This is a genomic window from Paraburkholderia sp. BR10954 (assembly GCF_040965775.1).
Classification (GTDB): domain Bacteria; phylum Pseudomonadota; class Gammaproteobacteria; order Burkholderiales; family Burkholderiaceae; genus Paraburkholderia; species Paraburkholderia youngii.
In genome coordinates, this window is record NZ_JBFRCK010000009.1 from 68,050 (window position 1) to 92,524 (window position 24,475).

At 59.7% G+C, this 24,475-nt stretch carries 17 protein-coding genes; 11 read left to right on the forward strand and 6 right to left on the reverse strand.

What is annotated here, in order from left to right; translation table 11 throughout:
- Positions 1-380 precede the first annotated feature (380 nt).
- The 3 genes from AB4Y34_RS15480 to AB4Y34_RS15490 all read left to right on the forward strand — a co-directional run bounded on the left by AB4Y34_RS15480 (position 381) and on the right by AB4Y34_RS15490 (position 2,881).
- The gene (locus AB4Y34_RS15480) at positions 381-1,631 is read left to right on the forward strand and encodes an aminotransferase class I/II-fold pyridoxal phosphate-dependent enzyme (RefSeq protein ID WP_368716512.1); all 1,251 of its coding nucleotides are present in this window, start codon (positions 381-383) and stop codon (positions 1,629-1,631) included.
- 261 nt (positions 1,632-1,892) lie between these two features.
- The gene (locus AB4Y34_RS15485) at positions 1,893-2,414 is read left to right on the forward strand and encodes a hypothetical protein (RefSeq protein ID WP_176383649.1); all 522 of its coding nucleotides are present in this window, start codon (positions 1,893-1,895) and stop codon (positions 2,412-2,414) included.
- Positions 2,411-2,881, forward strand: coding sequence for a DUF4188 domain-containing protein (locus AB4Y34_RS15490; protein WP_368716513.1), 471 nt, complete (start codon positions 2,411-2,413; stop codon positions 2,879-2,881). Before AB4Y34_RS15485 ends, AB4Y34_RS15490 begins: the two co-directional genes overlap by 4 nt.
- A gap of 543 nt (positions 2,882-3,424) precedes the next feature.
- Here AB4Y34_RS15490 and AB4Y34_RS15495 read toward each other — a convergent pair.
- The gene (locus tag AB4Y34_RS15495) at positions 3,425-3,553 is read right to left on the reverse strand and encodes a hypothetical protein (protein ID WP_255208987.1); all 129 of its coding nucleotides are present in this window, start codon (positions 3,551-3,553) and stop codon (positions 3,425-3,427) included.
- A 200-nt stretch (positions 3,554-3,753) separates the two neighbouring features.
- Here AB4Y34_RS15495 and AB4Y34_RS15500 point away from each other — a divergent pair, with 200 nt between their 5' ends.
- Complete coding sequence (locus tag AB4Y34_RS15500) at positions 3,754-4,056, forward strand: VF_A0006 family four-cysteine protein (protein ID WP_368716514.1); 303 nt, start codon at positions 3,754-3,756, stop codon at positions 4,054-4,056.
- A 799-nt stretch (positions 4,057-4,855) separates the two neighbouring features.
- On the opposite strand, the gene AB4Y34_RS15505 is transcribed toward AB4Y34_RS15500, so the two are convergent.
- A complete protein-coding gene (locus tag AB4Y34_RS15505) occupies positions 4,856-6,160 on the reverse strand; it encodes an MFS transporter (RefSeq protein WP_368716515.1) in 1,305 nt (434 codons plus the stop codon).
- A 164-nt stretch (positions 6,161-6,324) separates the two neighbouring features.
- On the opposite strand from AB4Y34_RS15505, the gene AB4Y34_RS15510 reads away from it, so the two are divergent.
- The 4 genes from AB4Y34_RS15510 to AB4Y34_RS15525 all read left to right on the forward strand — a co-directional run bounded on the left by AB4Y34_RS15510 (position 6,325) and on the right by AB4Y34_RS15525 (position 12,304).
- Positions 6,325-7,047, forward strand: a complete 723-nt coding sequence (locus tag AB4Y34_RS15510) for a GntR family transcriptional regulator (protein WP_176383646.1) — start codon at positions 6,325-6,327, stop codon at positions 7,045-7,047.
- A gap of 61 nt (positions 7,048-7,108) precedes the next feature.
- Entirely contained in the window at positions 7,109-8,401 is a 1,293-nt protein-coding gene (locus AB4Y34_RS15515; protein ID WP_368716516.1) for an MFS transporter, read from the forward strand.
- 51 nt (positions 8,402-8,452) lie between these two features.
- Positions 8,453-9,328 (forward strand): amidohydrolase, encoded by an 876-nt coding sequence (locus AB4Y34_RS15520; protein ID WP_368716517.1) that lies wholly within the window; start codon positions 8,453-8,455, stop codon positions 9,326-9,328.
- A 636-nt stretch (positions 9,329-9,964) separates the two neighbouring features.
- Positions 9,965-12,304 (forward strand): filamentous hemagglutinin N-terminal domain-containing protein, encoded by a 2,340-nt coding sequence (locus AB4Y34_RS15525; protein WP_368716518.1) that lies wholly within the window; start codon positions 9,965-9,967, stop codon positions 12,302-12,304.
- Positions 12,305-12,771: 467 nt separating this feature from the next.
- Here the strand turns inward: AB4Y34_RS15525 and AB4Y34_RS15530 are convergent, their stop codons facing one another.
- Together AB4Y34_RS15530 and AB4Y34_RS15535 are read right to left on the reverse strand one after the other, a co-directional pair.
- Positions 12,772-13,164 carry a hypothetical protein gene (locus AB4Y34_RS15530; protein ID WP_176379807.1) on the reverse strand — a complete coding sequence of 131 codons (393 nt, stop codon included), beginning with the start codon at positions 13,162-13,164 and terminating at the stop codon, positions 12,772-12,774.
- A gap of 562 nt (positions 13,165-13,726) precedes the next feature.
- Complete coding sequence (locus AB4Y34_RS15535; protein ID WP_176379806.1) at positions 13,727-14,560, reverse strand: NAD(P)-dependent oxidoreductase; 834 nt, start codon at positions 14,558-14,560, stop codon at positions 13,727-13,729.
- A gap of 158 nt (positions 14,561-14,718) precedes the next feature.
- On the opposite strand from AB4Y34_RS15535, the gene AB4Y34_RS15540 reads away from it, so the two are divergent.
- On the forward strand, positions 14,719-15,732 hold the full coding sequence (locus AB4Y34_RS15540) for a LacI family DNA-binding transcriptional regulator (protein WP_368716519.1): 1,014 nt from the start codon (positions 14,719-14,721) through the stop codon (positions 15,730-15,732).
- Between the two features lie 14 nt (positions 15,733-15,746).
- Here AB4Y34_RS15540 and AB4Y34_RS15545 read toward each other — a convergent pair whose 3' ends face one another.
- Complete coding sequence (locus AB4Y34_RS15545; RefSeq protein WP_368716520.1) at positions 15,747-17,024, reverse strand: MFS transporter; 1,278 nt, start codon at positions 17,022-17,024, stop codon at positions 15,747-15,749.
- Between the two features lie 417 nt (positions 17,025-17,441).
- Here AB4Y34_RS15545 and AB4Y34_RS15550 point away from each other — a divergent pair, with 417 nt between their 5' ends.
- Positions 17,442-19,592, forward strand: a complete 2,151-nt coding sequence (locus AB4Y34_RS15550; protein WP_368716521.1) for a hypothetical protein — start codon at positions 17,442-17,444, stop codon at positions 19,590-19,592.
- A 1,284-nt stretch (positions 19,593-20,876) separates the two neighbouring features.
- On the opposite strand, the gene AB4Y34_RS15555 is transcribed toward AB4Y34_RS15550, so the two are convergent.
- Positions 20,877-22,529, reverse strand: coding sequence for an alkaline phosphatase family protein (locus AB4Y34_RS15555; protein WP_368716522.1), 1,653 nt, complete (start codon positions 22,527-22,529; stop codon positions 20,877-20,879).
- Positions 22,530-23,201: 672 nt separating this feature from the next.
- On the opposite strand from AB4Y34_RS15555, the gene dmeF reads away from it, so the two are divergent.
- The gene (dmeF, locus tag AB4Y34_RS15560; protein WP_368716601.1) at positions 23,202-24,440 is read left to right on the forward strand and encodes a CDF family Co(II)/Ni(II) efflux transporter DmeF; all 1,239 of its coding nucleotides are present in this window, start codon (positions 23,202-23,204) and stop codon (positions 24,438-24,440) included.
- Positions 24,441-24,475 lie beyond the last annotated feature (35 nt).

The following is a 24,475-nucleotide window of genomic DNA, read 5'->3' on the forward strand; positions in this document are numbered from 1 at the left end:
GCCCATGCGCGAGCCTTTTTAAACCTTGACGCTGTAATCTGCGACCTTCATGCGCGAGTTGGAAGTGGCCAGGCGCCTGGATGATGCGATGAATTCGCGCGACGATGGGCGAAACTGCCCGGCTAAGGCAGGGCTTGCTGCATTGCCTCCATCTTTTCACTTGCTCATCTGCAAAACCGCCCATCTCCCCTAGGCACCGTGCCTGCGGGTTTATGCCCGTAATATTCTGTAGGAAATTTTGTTTACAATACGCGCGCCTCCCGGCATATCGCGACGCCTGTCCCGTCGACGACAACAATACAAGGGGCACGACTAACGTTGCCGCCGCGCGTAAGCAGAGACCACCCGCCTCAGCGACAACGACGAGGCGCCGCGCGTCTATGCGCACACGCACGATCTGTGGCGGCGCCGAAACGAAAAATACCATGCATGACTTAAGCGAAATCGCCCAATGGCTGGAGAGCCACACTATTCACCACGTATCTGACGTTCACGCAACACTGCCGGATCCCACCTTTATTTCAAATGGGCGTCAATTCGTTTCGTTCAGTTCGAACAATTATCTGGCACTGGCGAATCATCCCCGATTGGTGACTGCCGCCAAGCAGGGACTTGATCGCTATGGCGTCGGTAACTGCGAGTCGCGCCTTCTGGGCGGCGATCTGGAGGTCTACCGCGAACTCGAGGCACGCCTGGGTGCACTCAAGCACAAAAGTGACGCAGTACTGTTCGTGACTGGCTACATGACCAATCTCGGCGTGCTCTCGACGCTGGTCAAAGCCGCTACGCTGGCGCGCTTACACGGCTACCGCCCCAAGACTCGCCGGAAATATGCTTACTACTCGGATGAGTTCAATCACGTCAGCATTCGGGAAGGCATCCAGATGTCCGGCGCACTGCGGCACAGCTACCGACACCGCGACCTGAATCATCTGGAGTCGCTCCTGCAGAAGGGGGACCGCACCACACCAATCATCGTCAGCGACGGCGTGTTCAGCATGGAAGGGACGATTACCCCCCTGCCGGACCTGGTGGCGCTGGCCGAGCGCTATGGCGCCATCCTGTATATCGATGATGCGCATGCTACCGGCGTACTAGGCGAGCATGGCGGGGGCACCTCGGAACATTTCGGTTGCTACAGCCCCCATATCATCCAGATGGGCACGTTGAGCAAGGCATTTGGCGCCATTGGCGGGTTCGTGGCAGTCGATCGCGATATGGCTGACGTGATCCGGCTTACTAGTTCCGCCTATGGTTTTACCTGCCCGCCGCCGCCGGACCAGGCTAGCGCCCTACTTGCTGCGCTCGACCTGTTGGCCGAAGAGCCGCAACGGCGGCAAAAACTGTGGGACAACCAGCGTTATTTCATTGATCGTATCCGCCCGCTCGGATACCAGCTGTTGTCGACCGAGACGGCAATCGTCCCCGTGCTGATCGGCGAGACGGAACTGTGCGCGCGTTACGTCAAGGTGCTGCGTGAAGAAGGTGTCCACGTCGACTCAGTCCAGTTTCCGGCCGTGCCACTCGGACAAGCACGACTGCGTTTCATGATGAATGCTGCACATACCAAGGTGCACATCGATCATGCCATCGCGGTAATGGAAAGCATCGGCGCAAGGGCGGTGTCGTAGCTTTCTCCCGCGGTGCCTTTCCCAATGCCCGATGTGCGCGTTATTGCGGCCGTTTGATCCATGAAATGGTCAACGGCGGAAGCGGGTCGGCTTGGTGCATTCGCCGACGGGACGGCGGCGGCCAGGAGCCAGCGTTCGCTAGCGGCAGGACCCGGCCAATATGAGACGTTCGACACCGCCACACGAATCATCGACAGTCACGAGATTCGATGCCAAGACGAACGCGATGAGAATAATGGCTGATCGACTTCCGGCAATGCAATGGCCATTGGCAGCCGCGGTGGAGAGGGAGCGCATTTTGGGGGCGAGGACGCTGGTTTTGGCCGCTATGGTCGTCGCGGCGAGGCAGATGCACTTCATGACGGCACAGGCAACCGTTTGCCGGGCGTGGTCACTGCACAGGAAGAGGGAGGCAGGATCGCTGGCCACGACTACGATCGGGATGGGATCGATCTCAGCGAGCAGAAGATCTATCCCGATGAATACCTGGTTGTTTCCGGCTGCCGTCTTACCGGCTGGCAATCCCTGAGCGACAGACATGCAAGCCGGGCGGCTTGGCGTGATGCTCATCGTGTTCGCACGCTTTTCATTCTCGTCGGCCTTGTCGCGCTTGGCGTTGCTGTATCTTTGTTCGCATTCAGCCAAACCATGCGTGACCTGCTAAAGAGACGCCAGTCGGCCAAAAGCAGACCTCAACGCGCAATCTTCCGTACACTGACCTTGTCACGGATCGGTACGGACAAAAGCGCACGTTTTAACTTTCTCCAGGGAGCCGGAGCATGATTCACCGTGAACGCCTGACTGCCGCAATCGACGGAGACTTTGTGGTGTTTCTGATCGGTATGCGAATCAATCAGCCTTGGAAAGTACATAAGTGGTGGCCAGTCGCTGCTGCCATGCCGCGCCTGATCAGCGAACTGCGGAGCCAGCCCCAACCGGGCTTCTTGCATGCGGAGACGTGGTTTTCAAAAACGATCATCATGGTCCAGTACTGGCGTTCGGTCGACCAACTGATGGCCTACGCCACCAGTAAGCACGCAGCTCATCTCCCGGCATGGAAGGCGTTCAATCAATCGATTGGCATCGATGGCTCAGTTGGCATCTGGCACGAAACCTTTGCCGTCGCTGCCGGGGCCTATGAGAGCGTATACGTCAATATGCCTGTTTTCGGTTTGGGCCGCGCCGGCAAGCTGGAACCAGCAACCGGGCGCAAGCAATCCGCTGTGGACCGACTCGGGCGTGGTAAATAGCGCAACTAGCGCAGGTGCGGATAGTCCGCTTCGGGTCGCTAGATGCGTTTTGCATGAGTCGCGTCCAAGACGATCATCGTGGTCGGTCGTGGGGCGCGGTGCGGACAGGAGCGGTCGGTCGACAACAGGCTCCAGATCGTCGACAATTTCATGCCGTAAATCAACCGGGAAGGAATTGGCGATGACCATTTTTTGGACGCTCAGAAGCATTCCAGAACTCGCGAATTTACCGGCGAGCGATCGACGCAAAAATTGGAGGCGGGCCTATCGCTGCACATGGCGCCATTGGCAGACATGGGCTGGCCTGCTCGCATGCATCATATGCACCGGATTGGGTTTGGCACTCGGTGCATTTGCCGCTCAAAAGGTCGTGGGGGGAATGATCGGGGCAGGCGTTGGCGGATTCGTGTTTGGACAAACGACCGTACTTATCGCACGATCTCATTACAAAAGTCTACTTCTGGGACGCGAACGCTGATTGAAAGCACACGCGAAAGCTCAAAGCACGATATCAGTTAGACGGGATAGATCCCACATTATTGGCTAACGGATGCAAACGAATCTGCCGCCTTTGCCGTTGCACAAATTCACGCCTTGCCAGTGGAATTGATAAAGCCCAAGCATCATCAGCAGGACGCTCAAGACCAATAGAAGCATAAGTGCCTTGTTCATTCGGTTCTCCAGGAACACGTGCTTGACATCTTAGCGTGAAGTGAATCTGCTTTGGAGAAGTGGGAAGATCCCTTCCGGGTCGAACAAGAGCCGACCGCGTGGGGCAGCGGCCGGCCAGTCTGAGACGTTCGACATTGGGGCCTGAATCGTCAACAATCGGTGACTGCACCCTGTGATACCTCCGGACCTCAGCTACAAGCATGCTCAAACTCGCTTATCTCGTTCTCTCGATCACGCTCGCTACCCCGCTCTCGGCCTTGGCATACGGTGCTGATAATTCAGACTACGATCAATGCATTCTGCATTCGTTGGCAAATAGTCAGAGCAGCTTTGCGGCTCGCGAGATTAGCAACTCGTGCGACGCGCTTTACCGAAATGGCGCAATGCTTCTGCCGCGCGAAAGAGCGTATCACTTGTGTGTTCTGCAAAACGTGCAAACCGTGAGAGGAGCGTTCGCGGTCAACGAGATACTGCATGCATGCCGACGTCAAAATCAGATGTAGCACCGACGTCGTTGACGATTGCAGCGCTGAGATTCGCAAGATTCAGTTTCGATTGTTTCGTTGACCTCGCCCCGTCGTGACGTAGCGTGACCGTGGCATGGACGGCTGCTTTCGGCAGGTCCCAAGGTCCGCAACAGGTCGTCCTGAACCGGTCGCCGTCGGGCTCTGTGCGGCCACAACCGGGCAGTCGACACACGGCCAGCAATCGCCGACAAACGGTTCGATCCTTGAATGCCCAGGCTGGCTCAAGCCCACTAAACCCTAGAATCGCTCGTTCCACGGATGAGGCACATGTATGAGCGCAAATGCGCATGGTGATACGCGAATATTCGCTCTCTTCTTCGTTGTGCTTGTTGCAGCGGGCTTCAGATGGTTGCGTTGGCGAAACGCGAAGGCTTCAGGGATGACCCGGTCACAGTTCGCTGACGTCGAGTCGAGGCCCGGAGAGAAGTTGTTAGTGCAAGCACAATGGTCTCGGTTGTCTGGACGGATTCTCATCTTGCTTCCGATTGTCGGGGTCGCAATATCGCAGATTCGCCAAGTTGGCAGAGTCCTGCCGCTAGCGAACGCTGGCTCTTGGCCGCCGCCGTCCCGTCGGCGAGTGCTACGGTCGTTCCTCCGACGCGCAGATCGCCATTCAAGCGTCGGCTTCGCGCCCGGCACCATTCCGTCGCGGTCGGAGTCATCTCGACAACATGTCGGACTTTGTGGGATTTTTTTCTCGTGTTGCTGACCCAACCGTCGACGCTGTGAACGACGTACGCCCATGCACCATCCAGCACCTGCGTCGCAAGATGGTTTACTGCCGCGCCGCTATCCGCACGCGCTCGCCCGCTTTGGTTCGCGCCGACGCGATCGACATGCCCAGGCCGAGCAACGTCAGGCAGACGACGGGCACCAGCATCGGAGCGCTTGCGTTGCCCGCGACCTTTCCTATGTAAGGCATCAAGTTCTGCGCGAAGAAGCCTCCGAGATTGCCAATCGAATTGATCGCCGCGATGCTGGCTGCGGCGCGGGCGCCCGTGAAGTATCGCGGGGGCAGCGACCAGAAGCATGGATAGAGCAGGGGAATGCATGCGCCGCCCAGCACGAGCGCGGCAAATTGCAACGGCAGACCCGGGAGCACGAGACTTAGCGCGAAGCCGATCACGCCGACGCCCGCAACCAACGCCATCGCCCTGAGCACCACACCCTCGCGTTTCAGCTTCGCGGGCAGCCACAGCAGAAGCAGCGCGGAGAGCATCCACGGAATCATGTTGAGCAGGCCATTGAGCGACGAATGCGAGACGCCGCCGCTTTTCAGCAGCGTGGGCAACCAGTACGTCACGCCGTAGAGCGAGGTGGACATCAGCATGTAGCCGCATGCGAACATCAGCACGCGTTTGTCGACGAGCGCCCGCCACGGATGCCCGGCGGCCGCTTGCGCCGGCGCCTCGCGCCGCAGCGCCGCGATCATCAGGGCTTTTTCTTCGTTCGACAGGAACGGGGCGCGTTCGACGGACTCAGGCAGAAAGCGCAACGCAACGAGTGCGACGAGGACAGCAGGTATCCCGGTTGCCACGAACACCCATTGCCAGCCGGCGAGACCCAGATTGCCATCCAGCGACAACAGCAAGCCGCCCGCGAGCGAGCCGAGCATGTTGGCGAGCGCGCTGCCGAGCGTGAAGAAGCCGAGCATGCGTGTGCGATGACTCTGCGGAAACCAGAGCGTCAAATAGAAGATCACGCCCGGATAGAAGCCAGCTTCGGCGACGCCCAGTGCGAACCGGAACACATAGAAGAGTCCCGTTGAATGTGTGAATGCCATCGCCACGGTAATGGCGCCCCAGGTCGCCATGATGCGTGCGAGCCAAAGGCGAGCGCCGAAACGATGCAGCGCAAGCGTGCTCGGCACCTCGAACAGCAGGTAGCCGATAAAGAAGAGCGACGCGCCCAGACCATATGACGCTTCCGACATTCCCAGCGCATGCACCATCTGCAGCTTGGCAAAGCCTACGTTCTGCCGGTCGATAAAGGCGATCAGGAACATCACGATCAACAGCGGCATGAGCCGCCAGGCGACCTTTTTCACGACCGCCTGCTCGGCAATTATGGTTTGGCTCACAATCAATCTCCGTCAAAATTCATATATATGTTTATGTGAATCTGTTTTCTCGACAATGGGTACAAACCCGCTGGAGGTAAATTTCAGGGCATACACAGGGTTATCACTGATCTACCGTCGGCCTTGATCATGAAATCATATAGATGAATTAAACGGAGACGACGATGCCTGCCGATGACCGGTTGCCCCGTTACCAGCGTTTGCGCGACGAAATGGTCGCTCTGATCGCGGCTCGCCATTGGCGGCCGGGTGAAGCGATCCCTACCGAGCAGGCGCTCGCCAAAAGCTACGACGTGGCGGTCGGGACGGTCCGCAAGGCCGTCGATCTACTCGTCGCGGAAGGCCTGCTGGAACGCTTTCAGGGCAGAGGGACGTTCGTGCGCCGCGCGAGCTTCGACAGCTCCCTGTTTCGTTTCTTCCGCTTCCAGACACGGCAGGGCGAACGACGCATTCCAGAGAGCCGCATCTTGCGACGCGAGGTCGTCGATGCGCCGTCGGCTGTCGCCGCGATCTTGCAGATTTCGAGTAGCGCGCGCGTGATCCAGATGACTCGCCTGCGGCTGATCGACGGCGTGCCGATGCTCGCTGAAGAAATCTGGCTGCCCTATGTCCGTTTTGCGGCGTTTGCGCAGATGGACCTGAATGAAATCGGTGACCTGCTGTACCCCGTGTACGAGGCGCAATGCAATCAGGTCGTGGCGTCCGCTACGGAAACACTGACCGTCGAAGCGATTGGCCCGTTGCATGCGCGGCTGTTACGCATCGAGCCGGGTACGCCCGCCGTCGTCATCGAGCGTCTTGCATACGGCTACGACAGACAGCCGCTCGAATGGCGCCGCTCACGCGGACCTGCCAGCGAATTCATCTATCAGGCCGAGATCCGCTAGCGATCGCGTGCCCGCACAAACAGGTTGTTCCCACGCAGGAACGACGACGTAGGAGACAGCAATGTTCAAGTGGTTCAGCCAGATTTCCGGCAATGAACGCCGGACTTTCTGGGCGTGCTTCGGCGGATGGGCGCTTGATTCGCTCGACGTGCAGATGTTCAGCCTCGTGATTCCGGCGATCATCGCCGAGTGGTCGATCAGCCGCACGCAAGCGGGGCTCGTCAGTGGCGTCACGCTGGTGGCGTCGGCGCTGGGTGGCTGGATCGCGGGCATGATGTCGGACCGGCTGGGGCGCGTAAAGACGCTGCAATGGACGGTCGCGTGTTTTTCCGTGTTCACGTTCCTGTGCGCGTTCGCGCAGAACTATCCACAGTTCCTCGTGCTGAAGACACTGCAGGGGTTCGGCTTTGGCGGAGAATGGGCGGCGGGCGCCGTGCTGATGGCCGAGACCATCCGCAATGAGCATCGCGGCAAGGCGATGGGCAGCGTGCAGAGCGCATGGGCGGTCGGCTGGGGCGCAGCGGTGCTGCTGTATGCGCTGATGTTCTCGCTGCTGCCTGCGGATACTGCGTGGCGCATGATGTTTGGGGTTGGCATCGTTCCGGCGCTTCTGATTCTGTACGTCCGACGCGGCGTGCAGGAGCCTGCCGCGCCGGCCCGCGCAGCGCGCGATGCGCGGGCGCGTCAGCAGCCGACGCCTGGCCTTGTCGTCGGCATCTTTTCTCCGCAAGTGCTGCGCATGACGCTGATCGGCGCACTGCTCGGCGTTGGTGCGCATGGCGGCTACTACGCGCTGATGACCTGGCTGCCGACGTTTCTGAAAAGCGAGCGCCATCTGTCGGTCTTGAGTACGGGCGGCTACCTCGCCGTCGTGATCGTCGCGTTCTTTTGCGGGTGCCTCGTGAGTGCACAGCTGCTGGATCGCATCGGACGCCGCAAGACCATACTCACGTTTGCGATCTGCTGCGTGATAACGGTGATCGCGTATCTGTTCCTACCGCTCGGCAATACCGCGATGCTGTTCTTCGGCTTTCCGCTAGGCTTTTTTGCAGCGGGCATTCCGGCAAGCATGGGCGCGCTGTTCAACGAGCTGTATCCGCGCGGGATGCGTGGCACTGGCGTCGGGTTTTGCTACAACTTCGGCCGCGTCGTGTCGGCGGGATTTCCGGTGCTCGTCGGGCACATGTCCGCGACCATGTCGCTTGGAACGGCGATCGGCATCGATGCGGGACTCGCATACGCAATTGTCGTCCTGTCCGTGCTGATGCTGCCCGAGACACGCGGCCGCACGCTGGGCGAAGCCACGTTCGAGCCCGAACACACAGGCGCGCTTTCTCACGCGCAAAGGCATTGACGGGCAAGGCGCTCGCCGTAGCCGCGCAAGACTGGTGATGAAGGAACGTCCATGATGGAGAAATCGAGGATAGAGGCGAGCCAACGGCAGGCTGTGTATCGTCCAGCCCACATTGCATCTGTCGATACTCATGCTCATGTATTCGAGCGCGGCCTGCCGCTCGCCCAAAAGCGTCGCTACGTGCCCGACTACGACGCCACGCTCGACGCATACCTTGCCCAACTGAACACGCACGGCGTATCACACGGCGTGCTTGTGCAGCCCAGCTTTCTCGGCACCGATTGCAGCTATATGCTCGATGCGTTGCGCCGCGCGCCGCAGCGGCTACGCGGTGTCGCGGTGATCGAGCGTGATTGTCGGATCGACACACTGACGGAGATGGCGAATGCGGGCATTGCAGGGATTCGGCTGAACCTGATCGGACATGCCGATCAGCCGCTCGACAGATGGGTGAGCGCGCATACGCTCGCCCATGTCCGCGATCTGAAATGGCATGTCGAAGTGCATGCGGAAGCTGCGCGGCTGCAGGGCATCGTCGAGCCGCTTCTGGACGCTGGCATGAATGTCGTCGTCGATCACTTCGGCAGGCCCGATCCGGATATCGGTGTAAAAGACGTAGGCTTTCGCCGTCTTCTTCAACTGGCTGAAACGCGGCGTGTGTGGGTGAAGATATCGGCCGCGTACCGGAATCGACGGCAGCTTCGCCAGGATGACCATGATGCGCAGGAGGCATTTCATTTTCTGAAAGCGGCCTTTGGCGTGCATCGCCTTATGTGGGGCAGCGACTGGCCGCATACGCAGTTTGAAGCGGACGAGGATTTTGCTCACGCGCTCGAACTTCTACGCGCGCTGCTCCCGGTGGAAGAAGAGCGCAGGGTTGTCCTGGCAGACACGCCTGCAAGACTTTACAGGTTCGACATTGCGTGATTCACATCGCGCATTGCAACGGCAGCGCTGGCTAAACGGGTTGGCTAGCCGCGCAGCGGCGATAAGGTCTCAGTGCGACATACACCGGTCATAGTCATACGCGCCTTTGGAACCGGCGATACGGCTCAGGCATTCTGCCTTTCGGCGTTGCGTCCTCAACGGCTCAACCATGTCCTCGCTTTGAGCAAATGCAGTTATGGCTTTAGGGAGGGCCGCAGCCGGGCGGCCTCGAATGCGTCTATTCCTCGTCGCCGCCGCTGTCCGATGACGTTCGCGACAATCCTGTCGTTGCATCGGGGCTCTCAGCCATTAGACGATGCAGCCGCTACCCTTGTCCTAGCTAAACATTTCCTGCCGCGAGTCGCTTACCTCGATGATCACATCGGCCGGCAGATTGGCCACGACTAAGAGAACACATTCCCTGCGCGCAGTTTCGCGTCGATTTCGCAAGCGAGTCAGATGGCCCCCCACTACAAGCGGCCACAAAGGCCGGGGCAAGAAGGCGCAAGAAGCAGAGGTATCGGCATGCATTGGCGACGCCAGCAACTAATCTTGAGACGCTACGACCCACGCGTTTCAGGTCGACTCTGCGGGTCGTCGGCAGCCATTCCGCGCTCGACGCGGAAAGGGGGATGTATGTCACGTCCAGAACTACATCGGAGCGCGCGACGCGCACTGCGTCGACAGCAGTCGCGCAGACACATCTGGCTCGCCATCGGCGTTTCGCTGACTGGACTGTCCCTGACACCCGTGGCGCTCGCGGCGGGTGTCCTTCCGCAAGGCGGCACATACGTCGCCGGCACGGGCACGATAGCCAGCCAGGGGAAGGGTCTCGTGATCACGCAACCAGGTTCGACGCGCGGCGTGATTGACTGGAACAGTTTCTCGATCGGCAGGCATAACAACGTGACGTTCGAGAACGGCGCCGGCGCGACCCTGAACCGGGTGACGGGTGGCACACCTTCGGACATTCTCGGCAGCCTCAGTGCGACGGGTAGCCTGTATGTGATCAATCCGCAAGGCGTCGTCGTGGGGTCATCGGGCGTAATCACAACGGGCGGACGTTTCGTCGCGTCCACCCTCGATGTCTGCAACAGTGCATTCATGACCGGCAGCAGCACGCTCACACTTTCGGGCGACTCCGATGCAAGCGTGATCAATCTCGGCAGGATCAGTTCGAGCGGCGGCGATGTGTTCCTGATTGCGCGAGACGCAGTGATCAACGCCGGCACCGTGTCCGCGCCCAACGGTACGGCGGAACTGGCCGCAGGCGGGCAGGTGCTGCTGCAGGACTCCGCGAGCAGCCGGCAGGTGTTCGTGCAGACGGGCAGTCAGGGCACGGTCGTCAACAAGGGCAGGATAACGGCCGCGCAGGTCAGCCTGCAGGCCGCCGACGGCAACGTATACGCGCTCGCAGGCGGCGGCACGCGCATTCGCGCAACCGGCACGGCCAGCCGCGACGGGCACGTCTGGCTCGTCGCCGACAGCGGTGGTGTCGAGCAACTCGGCAAGATCGCCGCAAGCAACGAGGATGGCAGCGGCGGAACCGTCGATACACAAGCGGCACAACTGACGTTCGGCAGGCACGCGGTGGTCGATGCAGGCCAATGGAATCTCTCGACGCCCACCTTCACCATCGATGATGTCGCAGCGCATGCGTTGCAGCGCAGCCTGAACGCGGGCACCTCGGTCGACGTGACCACCACGGGCGCGAACGGCGCAACGGGCGACCTCGGCGTCGCTTCGAGCCTGCGCTGGTCCGGTCCAGCCTCGCTCACGCTCGCCGCGTACCACGACGTCTCTGTGACGACGGGTACGACCATCGCGAACGCCGGTGCGGGCAACCTGACGTTGCGCGCCGACGCGTCGGGAATTGACAACGGTGGCAGCGTCATCAACAACGGCACGATCGACTGGTCGAAGAGTACGGGCATCGTCAGCACGCTTTACGATATGAACGGCAGCTACAGCCCCGGCATGCTTGTCGCCAATTCGGCCTGGACCGCGCCGCTCTACAGCGGGCTCGTGACACAGATAACTGGATATCAACTCGTCAATTCGGTCACGGACTTGCAGAACATCCAGAACAATCTGGCCGGCAATTACGCACTCGGCAAGGACATCGATGGGAGCAATTTCGCATTCGTAACACTCGCTAATCCTCCCTACCCTGGGTATCCGATCATGTTCACGGGCCAGTTGGACGGTATGTGGCATACGATTTCCAACGTCCTGCCGAGCGATGTCGCGATTTTTGGTGATATTGGCGCAACCGGTGTCGTGCGCGACGTGAACGTCACCTCGAACGTCAGCCTCACGGCTCCCCCTGCAACCTTACCCCTCGGCGCCGGGATACTGGCCTTTTATAACTACGGAACGATCGCTAACGTCTTTACCTCCGGGGCCTTTGGCACACCGGTCAGCAATTCATACACGGAGATCGCCGGACTTGTCGCTGAGAACGACGGGCTGATCGCGCGCTCGGGCAGCAGCGCAACCCTCCAGGCGGGTAGTGCCGCCGGGCTGGCCCTCACTAGCGGAGGCACGATCACGGAGTCATACACGATCGGATCAGTCACCGGATCTGAACGTGCTTTCGTCTCCGCGGGAGGACTTGTGCTGGGCAACGAAAGTGCAACGTACGTGGGACACGGAGAAACGATCAACCAAGGAACGATCACTCAGTCTTTCGTTGCGGGTCCCGTGAGTTCGGGCACGACCGGCGGTTCGACCACGACCGGCGGCATCTGCGCGCCCGCTTGCGGTGGCATCATTGGGAGCGACGTTTACTGGAACGTACAGACAACCGGACAATCGTCGAGCGGCGGCAACCTGCCAGCGTCGAACGGGCTCACTACGGCCCAGATGAGCGACCCGGCCAGTTTTATTGGCTGGGACTTCGGGCCGAACGGCGCATGGACGATGCCGCCCGGAGCGACGCACCCCGTTCTGACCTGGCAAGTCACCGGGCACTGAATCTTAGCCACCGCACCGACGCTTGCATGAGCGTCTGCCGCGTCGCGAGACGCGGCAGACAGATCTTTCGCCAGGTTCGTCCTGAGCCGATATATTCTGCTTGGACGCAGGCATAAGGCTGCGAGGAATTAAATGGCAGATAGGGGTCGATCTGGTGCATTCACCGACGGCGTGGTGGCAGCTAACTGTCCCCGGTCGTCAACGGGCAGAGCCCGGCCAAACTGAGCCATTCCGGTATGACCGGCGAGCGTCGACTTCCCGTCAGACTTCAGACCGAAGAGCGACATTTAAACAGCACGAAGAACTATGCGTTTCACTAATTGAGCGGTCTCGCACTTGCATGGAAGTCGTTCGTGTCTTCGTCGGAGCGAGCAAGGAGTATCCTTCCAGTGAGGCCGACGCATTTCGGTTTCGTCTCCCGGAAGTGCAACTGCCTGCAAGGCAGGTTTCAAGCGTCGAAGCACCCTTCAATGGAGAGTAGGCAGGTGGCCGTCGAAGGTTGCCGTGCGGCCAGACGGAAAAAGGAGGCAGGCATGAGCACTTGCAGCGAACCGCATCACGCACACCATGACCATCAACATGGCCCGGGTTGTGGACACACCGCAATCAAGCATGGCGATCACATAGACTATCTGCACGATGGCCATTTGCACCATCCGCACGGCGATCACGTGGACGAACACAAGATCGACGTTAGCGCAAAAAATCCGGACCAATGCACACCAGACTGCGGTGGCCATGAACCGGGCCACATCCACGGCCCAGGCTGCGGACACGACCCAGTACCGCATGGCGATCATGTCGATTATCTGGTTAACGGCCATCTTCATCACCCGCACGGCGACCACTGCGATGACCACGGTCCAGTGGAACTCGCCTGAGCGTTATTGAAGCGCGGGCGGGTCCGGGAGTACGCTCGCGCCAGCCTGAACCGCTCCACGTTTTCCCCAGGCTGTTCAGCCGGTCCGGTCACTCGCACCTTCTTGACCGGACTGCCCCGCCGTCAGCGCGAGGGCCTGAATGAATCAGCCACCGATAGGACTCTTCCGTTGTTCTCGCTTCAATTCCCGAGCTTCATCTGCGCCTTGCGGTCGACGCGTCCTTGTAACCATGTCGTCGCCGCGGCCGCAATCGAAGTGCCGACTGTGGGCCCACGGGCTTGTGGAAACTCGACGACGGTTTGAAGTTGTATGCTGTTTATCGCGAGTTGGGGATGCACGATCTTGCCTGCCTGCGACTCCACTACCGTCACAAGCTACTTCAAGTCACGTGCATATTGCCTGCCCTGGCCGTCAAATGGGTCGTCATCTCAAGAGGAGGGCAGGGCGAGTTGCGGCCGATCGGATGAATCCATGCTGGCGTCCTTTACGCGCGGTAACCCGCTTCCTGTATCAAGCTTGTCAAGTAGGTGCGAGCGCTGCTTCACCGCTTCGCCTCCATCGGCTCGCCGAGCACGAATGGGCCGCCCTGGAAGCGTTGCGCGGGGTCGTCGTGCGAGTCGCCCGGTGCAGTCGCGGGGAAACGTTCTGCAAACTGCGCGGCGCTGTCGCGCGGGTTGAAGCCGAGGAAGCTGGCTTTCGTATTGTCCCACCACTTGACCGGATTGTTCGACGCGCCGTACACGACCACGTGCCCGACGCGGTTCGTGAACAGCGAACACCGCACCAGTTCGATGAAGTCGCGATAGCTCAGATACGTGACGAGCATGCGTGGATTCTTCGGCTCTTCGAACGACGAGCCGATTCGCAGGCACACCGTCTCGATGCCGAAACGATCGTAGTAATACCGCGAAAGCGCCTCGCCGAAGCACTTCGTCACGCCGTAGAGGCTGTCCGGGCGCTGCGGCGCGTCGGTGTCGAGCACTTCGGTGACCGGATGAAAGCCGATCGCATGATTGGAGCTCGCGAACACGACGCGCTTGACGCCGTGCTTGCGCGCGGCCTCATACACGTTGTATGTGCCGGCAATGTTCGCTGCGAGCAGATCCTCGAACGGGGCGTCGATGGAGATGCCGCCGAGATGCACGATCGCATCTACGCCTTCGACGAGCTGCATCACCGCCCGCCGGTCCGCCAGATCGACGATGGTCGTTTCCTCATGTGGCGCGGGTTCGCTGAGCTTCGCGATGTCACTCACGCGCACGACATCGGCCCAGTTGGCGAGCGCGCCGCGCAACTGGCGGCCCAGGTTGCCGGCGGCGCCGGTCAGAAGCAGACGCCGGAAGGGCTTGAGCGACGCTGTGGTTGTTTGGTTCATCAAGAAATATTCCTGAAAAAATGATAGTTTGGAAAACGTTTTCCAAAACGACGGGCGATATGCAGCGCCAATTGTCGAGCGCATCGCCGGCATCTGGGCGGTTTAATCTGGTGGCATTTGCCCGTTGCCCGCGTTTCCTGCGACAATCTGTTAACAAAATGGAAAACGTTACCTTCCGCATGAAAAAAAACTTTCCAACAATTCGTGACGTCGCCGCTGCGGCTGGCGTGTCGGTCGCCACGGTGTCCAAGTACATGAACGGTGCGCAGCGCTTCTCCGCGCCGGTTGAGGCGCGCCTGAAGGCGGCGATCGAGGAACTCGGCTACCGCTCGAATCCGCTTGCGCGATCGATGATCACCGGCCGCTCACGCACCATCGGGCTGACCATTCTTGACATCAGCAATCCGCACTTCACGAATGTCGTGAAGGGCGCCAATCGCGTCGCGCTGCGCCACGACTACACGCTTCTGCTCGTCGACACCGACGAAAACCAGACGCGCGAGCGTCCGCTCATCGAAGCGCTCGCGCAGCGCGTCGACGGCCTGATCGTCAGCTCGCGGATACCCGACGACGAGGCGCAGTGGCTGCTCGATCTCGACAAGCCACTTGTGCTGTTGAGACGTAGCGATGCGCTGCCGCTCCCGAGCGTCGGCATCGACAACCGGCTCGCAACCTACATGCTCGCGCGGCATCTGCTGAACCTCGGGCATCGTCATATCGCCTACCTCGGTTTCGGGCAGGCGCGCATCAACGACGAGCGCATTCGCGGTGCGCGCGAGTGTCTCGAGGAAGCCGGCCTCACGCTCGACGTGTACGACGCTCACGCGCCGACCGCGCATGCAGGCGAGGACGCGTGCTCGCGCGTGATGCTCGGTCCGCGCAGGCCGCAGGCGGTGATCTGCTACAACGACCTGATCGCGCTCGGCTTCATGAAAGAGGCGGCGTCGCTCGGCATCAGGGTGCCGCACGAGCTGTCGGTGACCGGCGTCGACAATGTCCCGTACGGCGAGTACGCAGCGCCCGCGCTGACCACCGTCGACATCCAGAGCGAGAAGATGGGCGAGCTCGCGATGCAAAAGCTCATCGACGCGCTCGCGGGCCACGCGGCGGCCGGGCATTCGACGTTCGAGCCGAGGCTCATCGTCCGTGAATCGACCGCGGCCTGCGGCTGACACGCATCGCGCCTTCACGCGTCGAGCTTCGCGGGCGTCATGCGCGGCGTCAGCATCTGCATCACGGCCAGGGCGACGAGGTAGGCAAGTGCGCCGATCGCGAACAACACCCAGTAATGGCCGGTGCGTTGCAGGACCTGCCCGATTACTTCCGAAAACAGCACCGCGCCGATCGAGCCCGCCATCCCGCCGATGCCGACCACCGCACCCAGCGCGCGCTTCGGGAAGAGATCGGACGCCGTGGTGAAGAGGTTCGCGGACCAGCCCTGATGCGCTGCCGCCGCCAGTCCGACGATCGCGACTGCGCCCCAGAGGTTGTCGACTTGTGAGACGAACGCGATCGGCAGCACGCAGCACGCGCAGATCAGCATCGCCGTCTTGCGCGCGGCGTTCACGCTCCATCCTGAGCGCAGGAGCGCCGAAGAGAGCCAGCCGCCGCCGATGCTGCCGAGGGTCGTCATCGCATAGATGCAGACGAGCGGCAAGCCGATGTGCTGCATGTCCATACCGCGCGACTCGTTGAGCCACTTCGGCAGCCAGAACAGATAGAACCACCACACCGGATCGGTCAGGAACTTACCGATCAGGAATGCCCACGTCTGGCGCTTTCTGATCAGTACACGCCAGCCCGGCGCGCGGGCATTTACGTTGGCGGCATCGAGCACCTCGACTTCGTCCTGCCCCTCCTCGAGGGAGCGCGGGTCGGCGGATCGGTAGAACGCGAACCATACGGCCAGCCAGACGATGCCCATCGCCCCGATGATCACGAACGCCGCGCGCCAGCCGAACGCCAGCGCGAGCGGCGGAATGATGGCGGGCGCGAACACCGCGCCGATATTGGCGCCTGAGTTGAAGATGCCGGTCGCAAACGCGCGCTCGCGGCGCGGGAACCATTCGGCAGTCGTCTTGATGGCGGCCGGGAAGTTGCCGCCCTCGCCGATGCCGAGCAGCGCACGCACCATGGCGAAGCCGGTCACCGAGCCGACCGCCGCGTGCAGGACTGCAGCCACGCTCCATATCAGCATGGCGAGCGCGTACGAAATGCGCGTGCCCAGCCAGTCGACGATGCGGCCGAAGCACAAGAGGCCGACTGCGTAGAACGCTGAGAAGGCGATCACGATGCGGCCGTACTGCACCTGGGTCCAGCCGATGTCGTGCTGCAGCACTGGCGCGAGCAGACCGAGAATCTGACGGTCCATGTAGTTGATCACGGTCGCGAAGAAGAGTAGCGCGCACACCGCCCAGCGGTAGCGGCTGACGGTGCGGGCGAGCCCGATGACGGCAGTTTGCATGTAAGTCTCCGTTGCGCGGCGTCGCTCGTCGCGCCGCGCTATGTGTGATTGATGTCGGGGAGCGCCGAGCCCGCGACGCATGGCACTGCGGGCGGAGTTAGCCACGAGCAGGTGCAGTTAGGAAAACGTTTTTCTAAGATAGAAGATCTGTGACGCTTTTACTAGCCCCGTAGTTTACCTAGTCTTGCGCTTTAGGCAGCAACGGTGTGACCATCGTGTCCTGGCATTTAGTTAATCGTTTTCTTTGACGCCCGCAGCAGCCTGAATCACGCCGAGATGGTGCGACGTCGACGGCGATCGAGTTTTCTGACTTCCGTCGAACTGGTGCGCAGTTGCAAACCCAAGAGAACGAATAGCCAGATGCGTTGGTGAGATTGCTAATTTCGGCGTCGATCCACTTACAATCAGGAGACAAAAATGCGTCCATCGCGAAAATCATCCGTTATGTTTGCGTTCAGTGCACTGACGCTTCTTCTCGTCAGTGCCTGCGGAGGCGGCGGGATTGACGCTGTGAAAAATCCGGTTTCTTCTGCACCTACAGTTTCTCTTCATGGAATTGTCTATGGAGCGACGGATACGAGCGTCCCTTCAGGCGCAGGGGTGCCCATCACCGTGATGGGACAGATGAGAGCGCTTTTTGACCTCATCAGGAAGGCACCTGATTTCACGCAAGTGGTCATGGACTTGGGCGACGGCAGCCCGGTGCACGTGCTCGATACCAACACGGGCGATAAATTCCTGCCTGGCAAACTGGCGCTCGGTCTGTCGTACATATTGATCGATATGAAGGCGAAAGGGGATCCGAAATACGCGGATTACCTTGCGACGTATCAAAAGATAACGACCGCGATGATGGCGCAGACGAGCGGCGCCAGTTACACGTACGCAAATACGTCATGGGGCGAGTACTACTACCTCGTTGCGCTCAATAATTTCAAGGCGCACGGTATGCTCAACGAAGTCTTCAGTGACGCCATGCTGGCTACGCTGCAGAATCGCCTGACCTTCTGCGATATGTTCGGCGCGGATGCAAGCGGCACGAAAAATACGTGCCCCGCCGCAGGTGTGCCGATCGACGTTGCATCGCTTAATACCGCACAGAATTACTATGCGGTTTCTTACGGTATTGCGGGGCTGAGACAGAAACTTGGATGGACCAATCCGACTTTCTCTTCCGCCACCGACCCGGCTGTGGCATCGATGGGCGCGCGGGACGCGCTGCTGTACACACTCACGAATCACATTAGAAGAGACTCGTCCGGCGGTTTTTCCGACGAGGCCTCGAATACACATACGACCTATTTTGATCAGGCACGCTTCGATCGATACAGCACGCTGCTCATTGGAGAAGTCGTTGAGCGAACGTTCGAAATGGGCAATGAGGCCAATCTAACACCTGAATTGAAATCCTATCTGCGCAAGTCAGTCGATCTGATTCTTCCCCAGCTCAACGCAGACGGGCAGGGTTTCAATTATGGCCGCTCCATCGGCCCATACGGCGATACAGCCTTCATGGAAATCCTGACCGCGGCGGCCAATGCAGGCGTGTTGACCGCGCAGGAAATGCAGGCCGCCTATTCGTTCATCTATAAGGCGGCTTACCGCTTTGACACTTTCTGGTACGACCCGACCCTGCCGACGCCGTCGGTGAATATGTGGGTCAAAGGGCGCGGAACCGATGCGTATCGCGGCAAACCTCGAGTCATGGGTGAGAATTTCAGTCTTTTACACCAGTACATGTATGTGAATGCCTGGTGGAACAAACTGGGTTTTGGCGGCAGTGCACCCATGGCTGATTCCGACCTGCAAGCCTGGCTGGATGCGAGACCGCATTACACGCTCACGTGGTACAACCTGCCCACGGACACGGCTCACCCATACAGCGCAGCGCTTATCACGGTGCGCGATGGCAAGCGCATCATCAATCTCAACCTGAACCAGGCCCCCGACTACAATTCGTACACGCCCTATTACCCGACGCCGTTCTCCGACAACCTGATTTATGGCACAACGGATCAGGGTTATGCGTTGCTGATTCCGCAAGTTTCCTATAACGGGAAAACTTACATTCCGGTCACGTATTATAGGAACCTGAACGTTCAGGAAAATAACGGCCAGGTGATCGTCTCTTTCGACACGACCAAGTTCCGGCAGGCCGTTAAGAATGCAACCTATGCCACGGATATCGACCTGCAGGTCCACACGGTCCTAACGTTTGGTCAAGGCACACTGACGCGAGCCGATACGCTGAATTCTGGGACGTTGACCGGCAACATCGCGGTCGAGACGGACTTCACGTCTTTTGCAGATGTCCAGCACGCCACAGCGGGTAGCGATGGTTACTCGGTTCGCTACTCCAATAGTAATGCGACCAGCTATGACACTACGGGTTTTGACAGTTGTGTCCTGTCTAACTTCGAGATGGCGGGCGGGGTCACCAATCCGCTGTCGACAACGCCGATTGGGCAACTGCATTCGAATTTCGCGTGTACGACGCGCCCCTTCGCACTCAACGCGGGCAGTAGTCGTACGTTCACCTGGACTCTGAAGTACTCCGGTTTGAATTGATCCTGCGAAGTGGGCCGGCCCTTATAAGGGCCGGCGTTGCCCTGCAAGGAAGTTTATTAGCTGAAAAGCTTGCTATGGTCGAATTTTCCTGATTTGTAATTTGATGTTCAACTTTCCTCTCACACAAAAGGGAGTGCTGTGCCAGTTAGTGAGTCATTCGCAGACGACTCGTCGGGATCTGCCTGAAATATTGATGTCGTCCAGCCCACTTCCAGATGCAGTTCGGGCAGCCCAAAGCCCGACGAAGGACTGTTCGTTACTCGAAAGCGGTCAATGGTCCGAGCGGTTCGACGCGCTGCAATGGGGCGACTCCTGCCGGATACCTCCGGATCGACGACAGCCCCGATCTTCGGTTCGGCGTCGGACTAGGTTCGGCCACTTTCTGCCGTTCGCCCGAGTCATGCGGTGGCCGAGACCCGCCCGATGCTCAACGCGCAGTTGTCGGCCAAAGCCGGCATTGGACCGTGCTGGGTTTCTGGTCAGCAATGCGCCCGATTGCCGACCATGGCGGCGTTCAACATCTGTGAACTCGATGGACATCGGCATCTGGCACACCCCCGTGTCCGCGACTGCAGCATGCCTCACGGATCTGGGATAACCTGAAGGTACGCGTCACCTGAGATGCCAGATTCCCCATATCGCAATGGCTGTGCCGATTGCTATAACGCCGCCGAAAATTACGTAAGTTTCCACGGATACCTCCAGGGATTGTTAAACGCAGCCACGCTATCAAGCGCATGGGCTAGCGATCCTACGCGATGGTTCTTTCAGTTCCGCTACAGTGCATGGTGCATCTCTGCAGTACACCACCCGACCGGTGTGTTCGGTGTCGGCGACAGGCGCGGTGGTCCTCGCCCGGTTGCGAGAAACAGGTGGCATGCGGGTAGGTGTTGTCCAACGCTTCCCGCAAGCCTGCCGTGGGGCTGGTCGCATTACTCCACAATGTGACGGACGAGCTACGCACAGAATTCGGCCAATATTAACTGGCCGCCGTCGCTTCACTGACGTTCACAACGGGTATGGATCAACGAGGACATTCGCAAGTGCAAATGCGTCAGAACATCAAGAACCCTCCCTGTGGCATTCAAAGTCACAGGAAAAAGTCGGGGCGTTCAAGCGACCGGCAATCGTGCTCGGTTCGAAGCCGAACTATGAAAACACTTGCTAACGATATTGATCGCTGTTCCTTCTCCACTGCATTCATCAACCTGGTGAGCGTACCTCGAACGCTCACCAGGAGATGAAACACGAAATGCTATTGATCGAAGACTTCCATCAAGGACTTTAGAAGCCCAAGCCCGGCAATACTTGCGTGCCTTCCGCCGCGACCGAATGCAGGAGCGACGGATCCAGTGCCAGCGACTTCAGAACCGTAGGCGCGACCTGGGTCAAGCTGACGGTTTCTGTGTTCGTGGCCGCCTGGAGCGTCGGGTACGAAACGAGCAGACCGACATGGCTATCGTCCGGCGCGTTGCCGCCGTGTTCGGCATCTTTCTTCGTACTGCTCGTATAGATGACGCCCGGATTAGGCTGCACGATGATATCGGGCGTGCGACCTTGCGCCGGATCGCCGAACTTCGCTACCAGTGCGGCGCCGGTTAGGATCGAAGCCTGCGGACCGTCGGCACAGATTCCCGTAGAAGTACACGAGAGATTGGCCTGAAGTGTCGCCACGACCTGAGCCGCTTGCGCTGGGTTACGTAGCCAGATCAGCCCGACATCGTCGGTCTGAGCCATGCCAGTGCCAACGAGCCCAGTGCCATCGTTAAGCGAGCCGCTAGTCGTCGAAAACTGGCCGAAATTGCCGTTCGCATCAAGATAGTTGTTCGCCTCAAGCAGCGCAGTCAGCGTGTCACCGTTTTTGACCAGCTTCGTATGGTCAGACGGCGACTGGCCGTGTTTCGCCGTGAGGACGACTACAGTCGACGCATACAGGTTCTTTGCTTTCAGCTCCGTGACCATCTTACCGATCGCTCCATCGACGTAAGCGATGGCGGCGCTGACTTGCGGACCCGGCGTGAAATTGGCATCCGTGTAGCCACCGCCCGATGCGTTCGTCGCTTTCTGGGCAACGCTCAGCGTTTGGAAGTTTGTGCCGAACACGGTCGGTACACCCGGCGTGGTCGCCCCCGTCGAATCCTTGCCGTCGATCTGATTGAGAATCACCTGCACATGCAGATTGTCAAAAGCTTCTGTGTGGGTGTAGATGTCGGTGTAGTCGCTGTTCGTCGTCGGGTCAATCGAATTGATTTCGGTGCGGGCGAGGTCGTCGACGCCCTTGCCTGACGGCCCGTTGACCCAGTCATAACCCCATGCGTGCTTGTCGGCCCACGCCGTGCGGGCGTTCGCCATCTGTGACTTGACGACTTCGAACAGGGTGTTGGTTTTGATGTAATTGTGAGGATAGACTGGCGTACACACGCCGTTCACCTTCGCGTTCGGGATTGCCTGCGGGTTAAAGCCGCCGCCTCCGTTAAGGTGCGTCAGCGCCCCACCGTTCATCGCGTCGATGCCGGTCGTTTCATCGAACACCACGTTCCATCCCTGCGGGCCTGCGCATTGCGTATCGCTCGGTGCATAGAGCGTGCGGTCATAGGAGACGTCATAAAAAAGGCCGGCGGTTTTCGGTGACCCGCCGGTTAGCAAAGCAGCTAGGCCTGGGAACGAATCGGAGAGCCCGGGTGTCGACGCACTTGAGTATGTGACGCCGGTTTGCGCGAGTGCCGCGATGTTGGGACAGGTCTTCGCGGCAACGCAGTTGGCGAGGTCCTGCTGATGCATTCCGTCGATACTCACTAGCAGCACGTGCTGCGCGTTCGCTATTCCGCTCGCTACTGCTGGCGTACCTGGATTGCTGTTGTCGTTGCTGCCGCATGCGGCGAGCACTGCGGCGGCGATCAAGCCTGAAGGTAGCGCATAGCGAAAGGGAATGCTCATCAAAGTTCTCCGGACGACATAATTGTTGGGTTAAGGTGCGCCTGCGTTCGCATACGCGACACGCGAGCGGCCAAGCATTCTGCAGACGGAATAAGTCGTCCACGTTACAGGGCGATTCAACCGGACGACGCCCCCCTTTTTTGATGTCGGATTAGAGAATCAGAGGGTGAAGTGTAGATTGGAGTACCCCCACCGATGCCCAAACACTCAAGCCGATCACCGACGCTTTCCGAATCAGAGGGGATATCTCGCAGGGTGAGTATGGCCGTGTCGGCGCGTCACATCGCGCGGCGCCTCAGGCGAGCCGCGTCTACCATCACGCTGTGCGATAGACCGTATTGGTGGCAAACGTAAGTATCGGGCGGGCGAGACCGATACCAAGACCCTGGAAACGGGCATCGCGTCCCAAGATTGCGCGGCAATCGCAGCAATTACCAGCTTGGTTCCGATGACACAGATTCTCCGCGGCAAGCGACAACCAGTTCTCGCTGTTGGCGGAAACAACCGGGCGCATCAGGAAATTACGTATCTATGACGCGGCTTTGCGCGCTATGAATCGGGAAAACGGCCTCGCACTACATAGGTGTCGAAGCGCTCGTATGGCCAACCTTTCGACGTCGGCAGCAGGCGAGGGACCAGTCAATCGAAGCTGTATGAGCGGATCACGTCTTTCTGGGCACGGCCCATGAAGACAACGAGCGCAGGACGTGGATGGTCATCGCACTGTGCAGTGCGATGATGGTGACTGAAATTGTTGGCGGAAGCCTGTTCGGCTCGCTGGCGCTCGTCGCCGATGGCCTGCACATGTCGACACACGCCGGCGCGATGCTGATCGCCGCTTTGGCATACACCTACGCGCGCAGACACGCGAGCGATAGCCGCTTCGTATTTGGCACCGGCAAGCTGGGCGACCTGGCGGGTTTTACCAGCGCTATCGTGCTTGCCATGATCGCGCTGCTGATTGGATATGAAGCCATTTCGCGCTTTCTCTCGCCCGTGCCCATCCACTTCGGTCAAGCGATTCCCATCGCGGTGCTCGGCCTGCTGGTGAATCTCGCAAGCGTCTGGCTGCTCAGCGGAAACCATCACGGCCACGATCATGGACATGGGCACAGCCACGGTCACGGGCATGGACATGAAGACGCACACGGTCATGAGGAAGAGGCGCATCGCATCTTGGGTAGCGCTGGAGTTTTCGCCGTGTCGATCTTCGAAGATGGCGTGCCACCCGTCTTCCGCATTACGCCTGAGACGGCTTCTTCGAACTTGACCGCCGACGCGGTATCAGTCACTACGGTTCGCCCCGACGGTTCCCGTCAGACCTTCGCGTTTGCCGACCGTGGGAGCTATCTGGAGTCGAAAGATGACATTCCCGAGCCGCATGCATTCAGGGCGATTGTCAGTTTGCCCGATGGCGAGCACTCAATTGAATTCGAAGAGCACGATCACAGTCACGACGAAGCGCATGCAGCGGCGAATCGCGATCACAATATTCGCTCGGCCTACATTCATGTCATCGCAGACGCGGCAGTTTCCGTGCTCGCGATCATCGGCCTCCTGCTGGCCCGTGCGTTCGGCTGGGCCTGGATGGACCCGCTCGCAGGCGTAATCGGCGCCCTGGTAATTGCGAACTGGTCGTGGGGCCTGATGCGCGATACGGGAGGCATTCTGCTCGACATGAATCTGGATAAGCGCATGGCCGAAAACGTTCGTCACGTCATTGAAGACAACGGTGACGCCGTGCTTGACCTACATGTCTGGCGCGTCGGCTCCGGGCACATGAGCGCGGTGGTATCGGTCGTCACCAGTGAAATACAACGCAGCCCGAGCTTCTATCACGCGGCGCTCAAACGTTTTAAGGGGCTGACACACGTGACGGTAGAAGTGAATCCGACGCATGCCGCCGCCTGATACTAAGCGGATGGCCGGCTAGGACCGACCGCTTC

Coding starts and splice junctions, on each gene's coding strand:
- AB4Y34_RS15480 (WP_368716512.1), top strand. CDS start 381: ATGCGCACACGCACGATCTGTGGCGGCGCCGAAACGAAAAATACCATG.
- AB4Y34_RS15485 (WP_176383649.1), top strand. CDS start 1,893: ATGGCCATTGGCAGCCGCGGTGGAGAGGGAGCGCATTTTGGGGGCGAG.
- AB4Y34_RS15490 (WP_368716513.1), top strand. CDS start 2,411: ATGATTCACCGTGAACGCCTGACTGCCGCAATCGACGGAGACTTTGTG.
- AB4Y34_RS15495 (WP_255208987.1), bottom strand. CDS start 3,553: ATGAACAAGGCACTTATGCTTCTATTGGTCTTGAGCGTCCTGCTGATG.
- AB4Y34_RS15500 (WP_368716514.1), top strand. CDS start 3,754: ATGCTCAAACTCGCTTATCTCGTTCTCTCGATCACGCTCGCTACCCCG.
- AB4Y34_RS15510 (WP_176383646.1), top strand. CDS start 6,325: ATGCCTGCCGATGACCGGTTGCCCCGTTACCAGCGTTTGCGCGACGAA.
- AB4Y34_RS15515 (WP_368716516.1), top strand. CDS start 7,109: ATGTTCAAGTGGTTCAGCCAGATTTCCGGCAATGAACGCCGGACTTTC.
- AB4Y34_RS15520 (WP_368716517.1), top strand. CDS start 8,453: ATGATGGAGAAATCGAGGATAGAGGCGAGCCAACGGCAGGCTGTGTAT.
- AB4Y34_RS15525 (WP_368716518.1), top strand. CDS start 9,965: ATGTCACGTCCAGAACTACATCGGAGCGCGCGACGCGCACTGCGTCGA.
- AB4Y34_RS15535 (WP_176379806.1), bottom strand. CDS start 14,560: ATGAACCAAACAACCACAGCGTCGCTCAAGCCCTTCCGGCGTCTGCTT.
- AB4Y34_RS15540 (WP_368716519.1), top strand. CDS start 14,719: ATGGAAAACGTTACCTTCCGCATGAAAAAAAACTTTCCAACAATTCGT.
- AB4Y34_RS15545 (WP_368716520.1), bottom strand. CDS start 17,024: ATGCAAACTGCCGTCATCGGGCTCGCCCGCACCGTCAGCCGCTACCGC.
- AB4Y34_RS15550 (WP_368716521.1), top strand. CDS start 17,442: ATGCGTCCATCGCGAAAATCATCCGTTATGTTTGCGTTCAGTGCACTG.
- AB4Y34_RS15555 (WP_368716522.1), bottom strand. CDS start 22,529: ATGAGCATTCCCTTTCGCTATGCGCTACCTTCAGGCTTGATCGCCGCC.